This is a genomic window from Bacteroidia bacterium, from assembly GCA_025056095.1.
GTDB lineage: Bacteria > Bacteroidota > Bacteroidia > JANWVE01 > JANWVE01 > JANWVE01.
The window spans coordinates 15203-29535 of record JANWVW010000014.1; the positions used below are offsets into that span (position 1 = coordinate 15203).

Sequence of the window (14333 nt, forward strand, 5' to 3'; positions counted from 1 at the left end):
ATGCAAACTCGATTTTTGTTGAGCAGAGATGAAGTTGCTCAAAGGACTCTTGTAGCCTTAGGCTACAATTTAATCCATCGCCCGACATATCTTTGATTAGAACAATCTAAAACAATTAAGTATGTTCCTTGTGAAAGTGTAGGTGCGTAACAATCAAGAGTATTTTGAACCTCTTGGGCATTCCATACTTCGTTAGCTACTAAAATTTTTCCTGATAGGTCTGTAACCAAAAGATTCATTCTGCCTACATAACTAAAATTTTGAAGATATGGGGCTTGTGTAGAAGGATTAGGGTATAGATGCAAACTTATAGCATTATTTTCAAACATGTTTGCGTCAATATTGCTGGTAGCTATCTTGTACCGATAACGCACTTGGGTAGGTGTAAAGCCGAATAGGTTTGTATTACCGCGTACCTCCAAAATTGGAAAACGTTCTCCTTTGGCTAACCATTTATATTCGGTTATATTAACAGGAAAGCCTAAATTTATAGTGGTCGGAAAAGTAATTAAAAGTGAGTCTATTTCTGCAATAGTAGACTTTACTCGCAAACAGTTGAATGTACCGTAAACTGTGGTAATTTTACCCCATCCATCTACCAAGTTAATCCGATATCCTTTGCGAATAAATTTTCCCAAACCAGGAATTTCCATTGCTAATCTGAAAGTAGAACTATCCCTGTCATTATATTCAAGCGGGAATTGATAAATTTCATCATCATCAGTGTAGGTAGCTGCTAGGGGAAGCCCTGAATAGGTCAAGCCATATCCTTCAGCCTTGAATACAGTGCTAGTTTTTCCATAGAAGTCCCAAATATTGTGAAATGTTAAAAATGAAAATCCAATACTATCGGCTATTTTAGTGCCATATTTGCCAAAGAAAGCGGAATAAAATGCATACGGAGTGCTAGACGCGCTTTTATATGCCGCCACATCTTGGCTGGTACAATTAAGATTAGTAAAATTCCATACATGGTTAGGACCTGTTAAAGTGAAGTCATACCCACCTGAGGTAGGGCTAGCATTGCAGTATCTTAAAGTATCGCCCACAACTGGCATATCTGTGCTTGTGATAGTAATTTGAGCAATAGCCAACTGTAAAGACACAAAGCAAGTTAATAACAAATTTATGTACCTTAACATAACACAAAAATACTCAATTTTTCTTTTGTTTTAATTTATTTTGATAGTATTTTTATGTATGCTTACAAATGAGAAAATTCAATCTCTCGCTGCTTCCTCTGATATACTACTTGAAGCTCAAAGCATAAGCACTAACTTTTTTAATACAGGCACAAAAGAGTATTTTTATTGGGGAGAATATCAAGGCAGTGGAGCTAACCCATATACCATAATCTTCGATGCATCAGTGTTAGCTTATAGCTGTTCATGTCCTGCGTCAAAAAGACAAAAAATTTGTAAGCATGTATTAGGTTTAATGATAAAAGCGCTTCAAAAGCCCGAAGAATTTTTACCTGATGAACCTCCTACTTGGGCTGAAAAATGGATAAAAAAACACATACAAGATAAATATGTTACAAATGAAGTTCAAAAGCCTGTTATAGGCTTAGCTCGCATCAGAGGGGCAAAATCAAAGGAAGCGCAAAGAAGAGAAAGCCAAATGACTGAAGGTTTAGAACTACTTAAATCCTACCTCAATAACGTACTTGATGAAGGAACCACACTTGCGTTTACGTGGGATTATCAAAGCAAGCTCTCCTTAGTCAATTCACTCAATGCTGCAAAAATGCCTGAATTAGCTCATTTAATAGACCAAGAGTTAAAAAACAATCCCGCAGAAACCATTGCTAAAAGCGCTATTTTGTGGAATTTATGGCAAAAAAGGGATATTCTTTCTCCTGAATTTCAAGAAATTTTACTCAACGCGCTAGGTAGTTATCTAAAAAAGGAACAGGTTCAACAATATGGCGATATAGTCAAAGATAGGTGGCTATGCGTAGGATACTATGCAGACAAACGAACAAAACCGACCATAATGCTAATTCATCACTGGATTTTGATAGGTCAAAATACAGGTCAGTGGACTTATGTTGTAGACACAGAAGTTTTTGTTGCAAAATTAACAGGGTCAAATAAACAAACTGTTCTTAACTTAGAAAAAGGTCAATTGTATGAAGGTAGTATTGCTTATTACCCTGGCTTGCAAAAAGGTATTTTGTTATCGGACTGGCGAGAATGTCAAGATGAAAGTGAATTTAGTCTTACACGACCAGTGACTGCGCACCATTTGGATGAAAGTATAAGTAAATTACCTTTGTTTTTCTCTTTGCATGTTAAATCGCCTGTGTATCTAAAAAAGGTAAGTGCTACGTTATACCACATCCAAGCACAGAATAAAGTATATGTCTTTGAAGGAAATTTAGAAAATTTATGGGCTACACAAGGTAAAGAAGGGATTACCTTAATCTACTTACAAATATATCCTCATTCCATTATACCTTTGGGCGGGATATTACACAACAATACCTACATTTTGCTTGAAACTGACATAAACAAAAGCCTGCGAAAACAGGCTAAACTTTCTGAAACCTTAAAAAAACACCTTGAAGCAGGTAAAAAGTTAGGACCTATCCAAGTTCCTGGGCTAGATAACACAGGATTAGAACCTATTCAGCAGTGGGCAAGAGCTTTTTTAGTCTACAACTACATTCTTTGCGATGATTCTTGTTCTTTTCCTGCGGCTTTTTAAGTCAATCTATGTCCTTTATATATTCCGTAATTAAAGTCTGTTTAACAAGCCCCAGGCTTTTTGCAAAGCAAGTTATTGTGTTTGTTCACTACTATTTTTTCAAAAACGTGCATAAATTACCTAAAAATGCTTGCTGAAAAATAGTGTAATTCTTTGTTTTTTTGGGCGTGCCCCTTGCTGACGCAAGGGTCGGGGCATTCCGCACGTAGCCCGTAGCACGCCGACCTTGTGGGCATGAGCGCAAGCGAAATGCCCACAAGGGCACGCCCAAAAAATTAAAAATCTATTCAAATTTCGCATGCTGCTTACCAAAAATAGCTTATTCTCTGACATAAGTATGAAAAAATGTAAGAATTTGTCATGTTAAATTCAACCCCTTCGGACAATTTGTCATGCAGTATTCTAAAAACTCATTGAAAATCAAACAGTTTTATTTTTTGGCACATAGATTGAATTTGTATGGCACAGAAAGGAGAACTTGAATATGAACGAAAAAATAAGTTTAGTAAGCCCATTCTTAAAACCTTCCTTATTTGATGAAGTATTCAGCAACTTGTTCAAAGTAGAAGAAGACTTCAACTTCATGCCCCGCACTGATATCAAAGAAACCGCTGATGACTATAAAATTGAAATAGCCATTCCAGGGGTTAAAAAAGAAGACATAACCATTGAGCAAAAAGAAAACTATCTAATCGTAACTGCGGAACATAAGGAAAGCCGCGAAGAGAACACTACTTACCACTTGAAAGAAATCAAATACGGTAAGTACAAACGTTCCTTCCGTTTGCCCAACAACATTCAAAAAGACAATATTCAAGCTAAATTTGAAAATGGCATTCTAACCATTACTCTACCTAAGATGCCTGTACAAGAACCTGTAAAACAACTTATTAGAATAGACTAAAACAGATATTCAAGAGATATGCCCATGAGTATTTACACTTATGGGCATTTTTATTTTTCACAAATACAATGAACACAAAAACAAAAATTTACTTGCTACTTTGAGGTTACTGTGTTAATTTTGCGCGTTGTTTTTGAACAACTGCTATGGGAAAGAAAAAAAGTAAAGAAGCACGCGTGCAAGTTATTTTGGAATGTACTGAACATAGAGCTAGTGGTATGCCAGGCATTTCTAGGTATATCACTACAAAAAATCGTAAAAATACGCCTGAGCGGCTAGAGCTTAGAAAGTACAATCCTATCCTCAAACGTGTAACTATTCATAAGGAGATTAAATAATGGCAAAGAAAGTAGTAGCAACCTTCAAGTCAGGTGAAAAACAAAACTGGGCAAAAGTAGTCAAAGCGGTAAAGAATAAAGATGGCAACTATTCATTTCAAGAGGTCATGGTACCTGTGGACAGGGTACACGAAGTAATTAAAGAATCCAAAAACCTCAAGTAGTGCATGAGCAAAAAGCGGGTTTTGATTACAGGTGGGGCGGGCTTTCTAGGCTCGCACCTCTGTGATCGTATGCTGGCTGAAGGTTTTGAAGTCATTGCGATGGACAACCTGATCACAGGTAACATGGACAACATCGCACACTTGCTTGGAAACCGAAATTTTACCTTCATACAATACGATGTAACTAACTACGTACATGTAACAGGCGAACTGCATTATATTTTACACTTTGCCTCACCAGCAAGTCCCGTAGATTATCTTAAACTACCTATCCAAACCTTAAAAGTAGGGGCACTAGGCACACATAAAATTTTAGGTTTAGCCAAAGCTAAAAAGGCCCGCATGCTTTTAGCATCTACCTCAGAGGTCTATGGCGATCCCTTAGTGCATCCTCAAACAGAAGAATACTGGGGGAATGTCAACCCTATTGGAGTGCGTGGCGTGTACGATGAAGCTAAGCGCTTTGCCGAAGCTATTACTATGGCATATCATCGCTATCATGGGGTAGATACTAGAATTGTTCGCATTTTCAACACCTACGGACCGCGCATGCGTTTAGATGATGGCAGAGCTATTCCTGCTTTTATGAGTCAAGCTTTACGCGGAGAAGATATCACTGTATTCGGCGATGGCTCTCAAACTCGAAGCTTCTGCTACGTTTCTGATTTAATTGAAGGTATATTCAGATTACTTATGAGCAATATTGTTGAACCTATCAATCTCGGTAATCCTGATGAAATCTCCCTTTTAGACTTTGCAAAAGAAATTCAAGCACTTACAGGAACTAAAAGCAAAATTGTATTCAAACCCCTACCACAGGATGACCCCAAAGTGCGCAGACCCGATATTACCAAAGCACAAACCTTATTGGACTGGACACCTAAAGTGTCTCGCCAAGAAGGGTTAAAGCTCACTTATGAATACTTCAAAAGCAAAATTTTATGAACCTTGTAACAAATAAAACCCGTGCAAAACTTTATATTTTATAGTAGTCAATTTTATGTTCTGAACAGAACTTTTTTATTGCCTGAATAAGTTCCCCCGTCTGATGTAGGTTAGCTTTATATCTATATGAATCTATCTTTTTAAGTAAGGCAGAGAGCTGATCAACTCTTTCGCTGCCATATTTTTTTTCATAAGCTTGAAGTATTTCTGCATTGCTACTATTTTGATTTATGCGTAGGTGCCCAATTAAGTATTTTCTAAATCTGCTAGCTACATCATTAAGAATGGCAGTATGGGCTTTATTTTTTTCATAAAGATGCGCCACAGCTTGAACAAATTCTATTACCCTTCGGCGAGGCTCTTCATATACTTTGACAGGTTTTATCAATCTTTTTCCTTGCGAATAAGCGTACAAAATAAACAGTACTGTCAAACCCCATAAAACATACTTGCTTTCAGGTAATAAAAAAGGCGACCATGTTTGATTAAAATCTAAAATTTCGTTACCAAATCCATGACTATACTCATCAAACAAAATAGGCTGTCGGTTGCTATGATATAAGTTTTTAGCTAAGTTTAGCCAAAATAAGGCGTTGTTTTTCTTTTGAATACCTTTATTAGTTAGGGCATCAGGTATGCTGCATAAGAATATCCGACCTTTTCCGTAATGCATTATAGCCAGTTGAGCATTTTGTGTACCTTTGATACGTAAATAAGGGATAATTCCAAAAGTATCTGAACGAAAAAAATAAAATTCTGTTTGAGGTATTTCAAATCCCAATTCTGGGTCATTTTTGTGCTGTACCTTTGCAAAGGAAACTCTATCTATATATCCAAACCAAGCAACAGGACTAAGAACTTCTACCTTTTCAGGATCTACTTCTTGTTTTTCAAGCAGGTTGATGCGCTCTACCCCTTTGTAGATTCTAAAAGTTTTGAGCAATTGATTTGAACCATAGTGATTAGATTCAGTGATACAAACCAAATTACTACCCCCAGCCACTAATTTAGCTAAGTGAGTATAATCTGTATCTTGTAGGCGATTTACTTCCGATGGGGGGTTAATCCATACATTGTAGGTTTGATGAGTATCTAAAAAATGAAGAGGTTTTTGCCAACGTTCAGCAGGAATTTGGCTTTTTTTTATCAAATCAAAGAAAATAGATAAACCTGTTTCATCTTTATAATAGGTAGAATATACAGGCTGCCATTGCGACTCAAACTTATCCTCTTTATGAAAAATGTAAATAAAAATAGCCGCCAAGTAGAAAATCAAAAAAAAGAAAATCAATTTTGTAGGATTATGCCTTTGAGCTTGTAAGAATGTTTTTAATCTTTTCATAGTTCAGTATATACTTTTGATATTCCTCACTTTGTACAGGGTACATTCCGTACCAAACTTTATCAAAAATAGCGGTTAGCTCTTGAATTTCTTTTTGAGTGTAGCCCATTGAATTAAGTTTTCTTTGGTATTCCCAATTAGTAAAATGAGGTTGATAGGGTAGTATATTCCGCTCTTCTAACTCTACAATAAAAGCTATGTAGTAATATCGTATTGCTGTACGAAGGTCGCCTTTATCTTGATGTTCTTTTGCTTTTTGGATTAGCTCTCTGCTACTGCGAGGGTCATCAGGGTGGAGTAAGCCCGCATGTGTAGTTTCTTGTGCAGGACTTTCAGAGTTCCGAATTTGTTTTATGGCTTGAATTCCCAAAAAAATTATAGCTACCAAAATTAAAAGCATCAAAAAGCCATTCCATATTTTTTGTATTCCTTTGAAATTGTCTTGTATCCAGGTAGATATTTTTTCAAAAGCTTTGTGTAGCCAGTTTGAGGAGTTTTTTCTTGTGTTGTCTTGTTGGCTATTGTCGGTTAATGAATTGAGATTAGTTTTTATTTTTGATTCATTTTCATATTTGTAGCCCATCATTGAAAGCTCTTTTTGGGCAGATTGCAAGGTTAGAATAAGGGATTTAATTTTATCCTCAATAGGTACAATTCTGCTCTCAATTGACCAAGGCTCTTCGTTGCTTTCTTTTGCATTTTCTAAAATTTCTTGGATAGAACTTCCGTTTTCATTTTTCAAAGTATCTATGTAAGCGTGCAGGTATGTTTTCAGCCAACTTAAATGTATTTCTTTTTTCATTGTGTCGTTATTTGCTGCGTAGATAAGTGTAATTTTTTCAGGTATGCGTTCTAATTCTTGAAATAGGAACTTGTAATTTTTGCTTTTGATACTTTTTTTTGCAGCATCTTCAACTATTTGTAGCATTTGACCATATTCTTGCAGAGTAAAGACTTTTGCTATGGAGGGGCAGAGGGCTATGCATATTAAGAGTATCGTTAAAAGGCGCATATTGTACAAAGATAGTTAAATTATAGGAGGTTTGTATTATTTTTTTGTTTTTTTGGGCGTGTCCTTGCCCACACTTCGCTGCGCTTGTGTGGGCAAGGTCGGCGTGCTTCGGGCTACGCTGACGCTTCGGTGCTACGCTGCGCTTCGCACCGTGCTGACGCACGCCCTTCGCATGCCTCACGCAGTAGAACTTGACTAAATGTTCTTGGGGGCGCCCCAACAAAAATAACTAACCCCTCTCATTCCAAAGGATCATATCCATGTCCCCCCCAAGGATGACAACGAGATAACCTACGCAAACCTTTCCAAACTCCATAAAAAATGCCGTATTTTTGTATCGCTTGAATCATGTATTCTGAACAAGTAGGTACAAAACGACAAGCATTCGGAAACAAAGGCGAAAGTAGGTATTGATACATTTTTACTAATTTAATCAAAATCCATTTCATCCTACAAAAATATATGCAATCGTTATTTCCTGAAAATATCACCCCTGAAATAATGAATTTGCGCTGCCAAAATACTTTGGTCAGTCATTTAGGAATAGAATTTACAGAAATAGGAAGCCATTATCTTTGTGCAAAAATGCCCGTAGATATGCGAACTAAACAACCTGCGGGACTTTTGCATGGTGGGGCTTCTGTAGTATTAGCAGAAACCTTAGGCAGTGCCGCAGCCTACTTATGTGTAGATCCTGAAAAATTTTATTGCGTAGGTCTAGAAATCAACGCAAATCATATACGCAGCGTAACTTCTGGATACGTGTACGGGCGTACAGAACCCTTACATATTGGTCGTAAAACCCAAGTGTGGGAAATAAAAATTTATGATGAAAACCAAAAATTAGTTTGCGTAAGTCGGCACACAGTTGCGGTCATAAGTAAAGAAGAACTTCTACAAAAGCTTTGACCGTTCCAAATCCAACAACATGAATAGGTCTAAATTTAGATATTTTTTCATATCTTTGCTAACAAGAATGATTCACGTTATCATTGCCGATGATGAATTGCCTGCTCGTGAAAAAATGTCCTATATGCTCAAAAGCATCCCCGAGATAGCTATTGATGCGGTTGCCAAAAATGGAGTAGAAGCCCTACAAGCCATCATGGAATATAAACCGCATATTGCCTTTTTAGACATTCAAATGCCCGGGCTGACAGGAATTGAAGTAGCAGAACACATTCCAAACGATATACCTACCAAAGTTATTTTCACTACTGCGTATCAGGAATATGCCATCAAAGCTTTTGAGCTCAATGCCGTAGATTATCTACTTAAACCTTTTAATCTAGAACGGTTGCAATCAGCCATTCAAAAAAGCGGACTAAAAGAAGAAAAAGACCCTCACACAGTTCAAAAACTTAAACAAGACCTCAAACAACAAACAGAGTTTAAGTTTAGCGAAAAAATTCCTGTTACTCACAGAGATAAAATCAAACTAATAAATTACGAAGATATCACTTTGGTAAAAGTAGAAGGTAGAGGATGCTACATTTTTACCGCGGAAGGTTCTTATTACATTAACCAAAATTTAGAGTACTTTGAAAATCGCTTACCTGAAAAAGACTTTTTGCGTGTCAATAGGGCTGAAATTATCAATCTCAAACAAATCAAAGAATTGGTAATATGGTTTAGTAACCGTTACAAAGTTGTACTCAATGATAACAATGAGGTACTTTGTAGCAGGGATAAGTCTAGAATAATCAAAAAAGTCTTAAACTTAAATCATAAAGACATTTGAATACAAAAACTTCACTCACTTAGCTGCAATTTTTAGATTATCATGCTAATTGCATGCCCATAATCATACCTCCTATCATTACAATTTTAAGATAAGTACTTATTTGGGCAAAGTCTTCGTTGTACTTAGCCCTGTACAGCAGTGTAAGGCAGTACAAAAGCGGCATTTGCACTAAAACAATATTGACAAAAATAAAAATCACATTGTATTCCAAAAAGACTAAGCTAGCTAAAAGCAAAACAACCAGCACAATACATAAAAAATGTACTATTTCTTTGACTTTTTCCATTCCTACTAACATTGGCAGAGTAAAAGCACCTCCCAAAGCATCTCCATAAACATCCTCCATATCTTTGACAATTTCTCGTATAAGCGTAATAAGAAAAGCAAACGCACCCATCCAAAGTATATTTTTTGATAAAAAGAAGTACATTCCCCCAACCCATACATTAAACATGGCTAAAAGCGCTATAATCCAATTCCCTATCCACAAAGATTTTTTGAAGTACTTAGAGTATAAATACAAACTTATGACAGCTACCAATCCGATTAAAAATACAGAAAAATTTTTCGTAAAGTAAAGAAGTGTCAGACCTAAGGCAAACAAAAATACACTAATAGCATACCCCATACTAACGGATATTCGTTCACCAATAATATTCGTATCAGGGCGGTTGTATTTGTCTATTTCTACGTCAAAAACATCGTTAATTACGTAGCCCCCCGCACCGATACACATAGTTCCTAATACATACAGATAAAAAATTTTATGAAACATAAAATCCACACCCCTATTGACGTAATAAGCACCCAAAATAACTGTCATGCCTATCATTAACACGTTAATAGGGCGAAAAAGCATGAGCCATCTCATAACCCTTCTTTAATTATGTCCTTAAAACACCTGTTCTATATGGCTTAATTTCAGGATTATGGTTAGCCATTTCAATTCCTATGGAGATAATTTTGCGAATATCCAAAGGTGAGATAATACCATCAACCCATAGGCGGGCAGCGGCGTAGTAAGGTGTCATCTGTTCATCATAACGAGATTTTATTTTTTCAAAAAGTTCTTTTTCTTTTTGAGGATCAATTTCTTGTCCTTTTTTCTTCAACGCTGAAATCTCTATTTGTAATAAAGTTTTAGCAGCTTGTGCTCCTCCCATTACAGCAATTTGTGCTGTAGGTAAAGCAAATATCAATCGGGGATCGTAAGCCTTGCCACACATAGCATAATTTCCTGCACCAAAAGAACTGCCTAGAATAAACGTGAATTTAGGTACTACTGAGTTAGCCATAGTATTAACTAGTTTAGCGCCATCTTTGATAATTCCCCCATGTTCGGCGCGGCTACCTACCATAAAACCTGTTACGTCTTGCAAAAACACTAACGGAATTCGTTTTTGATTACAGTTTTCAATAAAATGGGCAGCTTTATCTGCTGAATCAGAGTAAATAACACCGCCCATTTGTACTTCACCTTTTTTAGTTTTAACCATCAAACGTTGATTAGCCACAATTCCTACTGCCCAACCATCTACCCGCGCATAAGCCGTAACAATTGTTTTGCCGTATAAAGCCTTATATTCGTCAAATTCAGATTTATCTACAATACGTTTGATAACCTCTTTAATATCATAAGGCTTGTTTCTATCCACAGGAATAATCCCAAAAAGTTCTTTCTCATCTAATGCAGGTGGTTCAGGTTTTATGCGATTGAATCCTGCCTTAGGAAAATCCCCAATTTTACCCACGATACTGCGGATAGTGTCTAAACAAGTCTTATCGTCTGGCATTTTGTAATCTGTAACGCCTGATATTTCGCAATGTGTGGTTGCACCGCCGAGTGTTTCGTTATCAATGTCTTCGCCAATAGCCGCCTTAACTAAATACGAACCTGCTAAAAAAATAGAACCTGTTTTATCCACAATTAAAGCTTCATCGCTCATGATAGGTAAATAAGCCCCACCTGCTACGCAGCTCCCCATAATAGCTGCAATTTGTGGAATACCCATTGCGCTCATTACTGCGTTATTGCGAAATATCCGCCCAAAATGTTCCTTATCTGGAAATATTTCGTCTTGCAAAGGCAGGTAAACCCCTGCGCTATCTACCAAATAAATAATTGGCAAACGATTCTCAATAGAAATTTCTTGGGCACGAAGATTCTTTTTACCTGTAATCGGAAACCATGCGCCTGCTTTTACCGTAGCATCGTTAGCTACAATAACACATAATTTTCCGCTCACCCTTCCGATGCCCGTAACTACTCCGCCACTTGGACATCCCCCATGCTCCTCATACATTCCCTCTCCCGCAAAAGCACCTATCTCAATAAATTCACTATTTTTGTCTAATAAGTATGCTACCCGCTCACGGGCAGTCATTTTATTTTGTTCATGCTGCTTTTTTATAGCGCTTTCTCCACCGCCTAACTTTATTTTTTTCAAGCGCTCTTCCATCCGAAAAATGAGCATCTTGAATTCATCTTCATTTTGATTAAAAGCAATATCTGTTTTTAACATGGCAGTATCTGACTTTTCGCAAAGATAAGTATAGAAACACAATGCACAAATTTGAAATACAATTTTCTACACAGTAGCTACAATCTGCATTCTTATTTTGCAAACTACAACTACTGTTCAAGTTCAAACTCAAATTCAATTAAGCAAAGGTCCTAAAAATTATCTTAATTTTTTGACCCATATTGTGTGTATCTTTGCGTAAATGAATTTGCATCAGTTAGAGTATTTAATTGCAGTAGCAGAGACACAAAGTTTTGTAAAAGCAGCAGAAAAATGTTTTGTTACTCAAGCTACTTTGAGTACTATGATAAAAAAATTAGAAGAAGAGTTAGGTTTAGTTATTTTTGAACGAACTCAACCTATTCAGCCTACTCCACAAGGTAAAGAAGTTATCTATAAAGCTAAAAAGATACTTGAAGAAGTAAAAAACCTACAACAATACACCCAAGAAGTAACCGAGAGTTTATCAGGTGATATTAAAATCGGCATTATTCCCACGCTAGCGCCCTATCTCATTCCTCTTTTTTTGCCCACTCTTAACCAACAGTACCAAAATTTACGATTGCACATACAGGAACAGATGACTCACTACATTTTAGAAAAAATACTTCAATATCAGTTAGATATTGGTATTTTAGCCATGCCTATTGAGAATGCTTATGTTTCCGTGTATCCTCTATTTGTTGAACCTTTTTATGTATACTGCTCTGAAACAGAAAATTTAAGCCGTAAGAAGTATGTCTCACCTGAACAAATTAACATCAATCATCTTTGGCTTTTAGAAGAGGGGCACTGTTTAAGAGGGCAACTGCTCAAAATATGCTCTTCAAAAGCATCAGACGTAGAAAATAAACTATTTTATCAGACAGGAAGTTTGCAAAGCTTGATTAACTTAGTCGATACAGTGGGCGGCTTAACTATCATCCCTAAATTGGCAATTTATTCCCTTAACAAAAACCAACGAAAGAATTTACGTGAATTTATGCCCCCACAGCCCTACCGTGAAATTGTTCTTGTTACACATCAGCACTATCAAAGAAAGAAGATAGTACAAACATTAGTCAACATTATACAGCAAAGTGTTTGCGTACCCATAGAAAAAGCTTTTGTCTTAAATTAGTCAAAAAATGTCAGATAAAGTATTGTTGCGTAAAGAAAAAATAGCTTGGCGAAATGCCTTAGAACCACACAAAGTAAAGGAATATAGCCACCAAATTATTCGCAATGTACTCAACTTTTTTGATATACGACCTACTCACTACATTCATTTATTCTTCTCCATTGTACAGAAAAACGAAGTACAAACTATGCCACTTTTTGAAAAATTAACTCAAATAGTTCCTGTTGAGCATTGTTTTACTTCTTTTATTGACTATGCTACAAATACCTTACATCATACTCAAATATCCAAAGAATGCACCTGGCAAACCGACCGATATGGAATTCCTGTACCACACCCTTTAATTCCTGTGCCGAATCCTAAGCTAGACCTGATTTTTGTCCCATTAGTAGCGTTTAATACAAATAACCACCGCATAGGATACGGTAAAGGTTATTATGACAAATTTCTCAAAGAATATCCGCAAGCTACTACTATCGGCTTAGCCTTCGAGGGACAAAAAGCCGAGTTTGAACCAGAAAAGCATGACATTCCTTTGAAATACATTGTTACAGAGCAGTGCATTTACTTCAAAGGTAAAAAATAGGTTAAATAAGCGCTAGTGGTTTGTAAGTAGATAACTCTTTCTCTATTTTTGCCGCATGTTTCGATTTGTAACTTTTATTTTAGCTATTTTACTCCTACCCAGCAGCTTTGCCCAAGGATACTTACCCAAAACGCCCATGAAAGCCATTCGGGATAAAAAGTACCCTTATCCATTTTGGATAAATTTACCTCATGACTACGAACTCAAAAAAGATACTGTATTTCCTTTAATTTTGTATTTGCATGGCAGAAGCGCCCAAGGTACAGATTTGCATAGAGTTAGAGCTTACGGTGTTCCTTACACGGTAGATAAAGGAAATGTAGATTTGAGCAAATTTATTGTTGTGGCGCCGCAAACTAATAGGGGATGGAGTCCTGCTTTAATCAAACAAATGGTCGATACGTTGCAAAAGTACTATCGTATAGATAGCACACGCAGGTATCTTACAGGAATGAGCATGGGGGGTTTTGGCTGTTGGATAACCGCAGGGCGGTATCCTAATTTATTTGCAGCTATTGCCCCTGTTTGTGGCGGGGGAGATATCAAAGACATTCATCTCTTAAAAGATATACCTACCTGGGTCTTTCATGGGGATAAAGATGGGGCGGTAAGTATTCAATCCTCTGCTTCAATGGTAAAAGAACTTCGTAAGGTAAATGGAAATGTACGTTTTACTATCTACAAAAATGAAGGGCATTCTGCTATGGTACGCGTATATGATGATGCTTCTTTGTACGAATGGTTTTTACGCCACAAAAAACAAAGTTCTGATTATTTAAGTACTTCAAATCAGTTTTATGTTCCCACTTTCTAATTTTTTTGCGGTTCTTAAAGTGCTTTTGAATTGACATTTAAGGATTAATTTTTTCTTTTTTTGGGCGTGCCCCTTGCTGCGCAAGGGTCGGGGCATTCCGCACTGCGCTTCGCTTCGGTACTTCGCTAACGCT

General features: G+C 36.8%; 18 protein-coding genes. 11 read left to right on the top strand and 7 right to left on the bottom strand.

The genetic code is table 11. The features are described 5' to 3' along the window. Positions 1-62: 62 nt before the first annotated feature. Complete coding sequence (locus NZ519_02170; GenBank protein MCS7027546.1) at positions 63-1142, bottom strand: T9SS type A sorting domain-containing protein; 1080 nt, start codon at positions 1140-1142, stop codon at positions 63-65. A 58-nt stretch (positions 1143-1200) separates the two neighbouring features. Between NZ519_02170 and NZ519_02175 the strand changes: the two genes are divergently transcribed. Next, on the top strand, positions 1201-2709 hold the full coding sequence (locus NZ519_02175) for an SWIM zinc finger domain-containing protein (GenBank protein ID MCS7027547.1): 1509 nt from the start codon (positions 1201-1203) through the stop codon (positions 2707-2709). A gap of 91 nt (positions 2710-2800) precedes the next feature. On the opposite strand, the gene NZ519_02180 is transcribed toward NZ519_02175, so the two are convergent. Then, on the bottom strand, positions 2801-2980 hold the full coding sequence (locus NZ519_02180; protein MCS7027548.1) for a hypothetical protein: 180 nt from the start codon (positions 2978-2980) through the stop codon (positions 2801-2803). 213 nt (positions 2981-3193) lie between these two features. Here NZ519_02180 and NZ519_02185 point away from each other — a divergent pair, with 213 nt between their 5' ends. From NZ519_02185 to NZ519_02200, 4 genes are all read left to right on the top strand, one after another. After that, positions 3194-3613, top strand: a complete 420-nt coding sequence (locus NZ519_02185) for an Hsp20/alpha crystallin family protein (GenBank protein ID MCS7027549.1) — start codon at positions 3194-3196, stop codon at positions 3611-3613. 146 nt (positions 3614-3759) lie between these two features. Then, positions 3760-3951 (top strand): 50S ribosomal protein L33, encoded by a 192-nt coding sequence (rpmG, locus tag NZ519_02190; GenBank protein MCS7027550.1) that lies wholly within the window; start codon positions 3760-3762, stop codon positions 3949-3951. Continuing rightward, positions 3951-4115, top strand: a complete 165-nt coding sequence (locus tag NZ519_02195; protein MCS7027551.1) for a DUF4295 domain-containing protein — start codon at positions 3951-3953, stop codon at positions 4113-4115. Before rpmG ends, NZ519_02195 begins: the two co-directional genes overlap by 1 nt. Positions 4116-4118: 3 nt before the next feature. Further along, on the top strand, positions 4119-5060 hold the full coding sequence (locus NZ519_02200) for an SDR family oxidoreductase (GenBank protein MCS7027552.1): 942 nt from the start codon (positions 4119-4121) through the stop codon (positions 5058-5060). A 31-nt stretch (positions 5061-5091) separates the two neighbouring features. Here the strand turns inward: NZ519_02200 and NZ519_02205 are convergent, their stop codons facing one another. Together NZ519_02205 and NZ519_02210 are read right to left on the bottom strand one after the other, a co-directional pair. Continuing rightward, complete coding sequence (locus tag NZ519_02205) at positions 5092-6402, bottom strand: hypothetical protein (GenBank protein ID MCS7027553.1); 1311 nt, start codon at positions 6400-6402, stop codon at positions 5092-5094. Beyond that, on the bottom strand, positions 6362-7414 hold the full coding sequence (locus tag NZ519_02210) for a DUF4129 domain-containing protein (protein ID MCS7027554.1): 1053 nt from the start codon (positions 7412-7414) through the stop codon (positions 6362-6364). The genes NZ519_02205 and NZ519_02210 overlap by 41 nt, the downstream gene beginning before the upstream one ends. A gap of 52 nt (positions 7415-7466) precedes the next feature. On the opposite strand from NZ519_02210, the gene NZ519_02215 reads away from it, so the two are divergent. Continuing rightward, positions 7467-7613, top strand: coding sequence for a hypothetical protein (locus NZ519_02215; GenBank protein ID MCS7027555.1), 147 nt, complete (start codon positions 7467-7469; stop codon positions 7611-7613). Between the two features lie 40 nt (positions 7614-7653). On the opposite strand, the gene yidD is transcribed toward NZ519_02215, so the two are convergent. Continuing rightward, positions 7654-7863: a membrane protein insertion efficiency factor YidD gene (gene yidD, locus NZ519_02220; protein MCS7027556.1), complete on the bottom strand. Its 210-nt coding sequence runs from the start codon at positions 7861-7863 to the stop codon at positions 7654-7656. A gap of 13 nt (positions 7864-7876) precedes the next feature. On the opposite strand from yidD, the gene NZ519_02225 reads away from it, so the two are divergent. Both NZ519_02225 and NZ519_02230 read left to right on the top strand, forming a co-directional pair. Further along, complete coding sequence (locus NZ519_02225) at positions 7877-8323, top strand: hotdog fold thioesterase (protein MCS7027557.1); 447 nt, start codon at positions 7877-7879, stop codon at positions 8321-8323. Positions 8324-8390: 67 nt separating this feature from the next. Next, entirely contained in the window at positions 8391-9155 is a 765-nt protein-coding gene (locus NZ519_02230; GenBank protein ID MCS7027558.1) for a LytTR family DNA-binding domain-containing protein, read from the top strand. Between the two features lie 40 nt (positions 9156-9195). Here NZ519_02230 and NZ519_02235 read toward each other — a convergent pair whose 3' ends face one another. Continuing rightward, the gene (locus tag NZ519_02235; protein ID MCS7027559.1) at positions 9196-10017 is read right to left on the bottom strand and encodes a geranylgeranylglycerol-phosphate geranylgeranyltransferase; all 822 of its coding nucleotides are present in this window, start codon (positions 10015-10017) and stop codon (positions 9196-9198) included. Positions 10018-10042: 25 nt separating this feature from the next. Continuing rightward, complete coding sequence (locus tag NZ519_02240) at positions 10043-11680, bottom strand: acyl-CoA carboxylase subunit beta (GenBank protein MCS7027560.1); 1638 nt, start codon at positions 11678-11680, stop codon at positions 10043-10045. A 202-nt stretch (positions 11681-11882) separates the two neighbouring features. Between NZ519_02240 and NZ519_02245 the strand changes: the two genes are divergently transcribed. From NZ519_02245 to NZ519_02255, 3 genes are read left to right on the top strand one after another with little or no spacing between them, the layout of a single operon-like run. After that, a complete protein-coding gene (locus NZ519_02245) occupies positions 11883-12800 on the top strand; it encodes a hydrogen peroxide-inducible genes activator (protein MCS7027561.1) in 918 nt (305 codons plus the stop codon). A 7-nt stretch (positions 12801-12807) separates the two neighbouring features. Beyond that, positions 12808-13386, top strand: a complete 579-nt coding sequence (locus NZ519_02250) for a 5-formyltetrahydrofolate cyclo-ligase (protein ID MCS7027562.1) — start codon at positions 12808-12810, stop codon at positions 13384-13386. Between the two features lie 55 nt (positions 13387-13441). Continuing rightward, entirely contained in the window at positions 13442-14200 is a 759-nt protein-coding gene (locus NZ519_02255) for a prolyl oligopeptidase family serine peptidase (protein ID MCS7027563.1), read from the top strand. Positions 14201-14333: the final 133 nt, after the last annotated feature.

What these genes read in the sequence shown, in the direction of transcription:
- NZ519_02170 (MCS7027546.1), bottom strand. Translation starts at nt 1,142, where the DNA reads ATGTTAAGGTACATAAATTTGTTATTAACTTGCTTTGTGTCTTTACAG.
- NZ519_02175 (MCS7027547.1), top strand. Translation starts at nt 1,201, where the DNA reads ATGCTTACAAATGAGAAAATTCAATCTCTCGCTGCTTCCTCTGATATA.
- NZ519_02185 (MCS7027549.1), top strand. Translation starts at nt 3,194, where the DNA reads ATGAACGAAAAAATAAGTTTAGTAAGCCCATTCTTAAAACCTTCCTTA.
- rpmG (MCS7027550.1), top strand. Translation starts at nt 3,760, where the DNA reads ATGGGAAAGAAAAAAAGTAAAGAAGCACGCGTGCAAGTTATTTTGGAA.
- NZ519_02195 (MCS7027551.1), top strand. Translation starts at nt 3,951, where the DNA reads ATGGCAAAGAAAGTAGTAGCAACCTTCAAGTCAGGTGAAAAACAAAAC.
- NZ519_02200 (MCS7027552.1), top strand. Translation starts at nt 4,119, where the DNA reads ATGAGCAAAAAGCGGGTTTTGATTACAGGTGGGGCGGGCTTTCTAGGC.
- NZ519_02205 (MCS7027553.1), bottom strand. Translation starts at nt 6,402, where the DNA reads ATGAAAAGATTAAAAACATTCTTACAAGCTCAAAGGCATAATCCTACA.
- NZ519_02210 (MCS7027554.1), bottom strand. Translation starts at nt 7,414, where the DNA reads ATGCGCCTTTTAACGATACTCTTAATATGCATAGCCCTCTGCCCCTCC.
- yidD (MCS7027556.1), bottom strand. Translation starts at nt 7,863, where the DNA reads ATGAAATGGATTTTGATTAAATTAGTAAAAATGTATCAATACCTACTT.
- NZ519_02225 (MCS7027557.1), top strand. Translation starts at nt 7,877, where the DNA reads ATGCAATCGTTATTTCCTGAAAATATCACCCCTGAAATAATGAATTTG.
- NZ519_02230 (MCS7027558.1), top strand. Translation starts at nt 8,391, where the DNA reads ATGATTCACGTTATCATTGCCGATGATGAATTGCCTGCTCGTGAAAAA.
- NZ519_02235 (MCS7027559.1), bottom strand. Translation starts at nt 10,017, where the DNA reads ATGCTTTTTCGCCCTATTAACGTGTTAATGATAGGCATGACAGTTATT.
- NZ519_02240 (MCS7027560.1), bottom strand. Translation starts at nt 11,680, where the DNA reads ATGTTAAAAACAGATATTGCTTTTAATCAAAATGAAGATGAATTCAAG.
- NZ519_02245 (MCS7027561.1), top strand. Translation starts at nt 11,883, where the DNA reads ATGAATTTGCATCAGTTAGAGTATTTAATTGCAGTAGCAGAGACACAA.
- NZ519_02250 (MCS7027562.1), top strand. Translation starts at nt 12,808, where the DNA reads ATGTCAGATAAAGTATTGTTGCGTAAAGAAAAAATAGCTTGGCGAAAT.
- NZ519_02255 (MCS7027563.1), top strand. Translation starts at nt 13,442, where the DNA reads ATGTTTCGATTTGTAACTTTTATTTTAGCTATTTTACTCCTACCCAGC.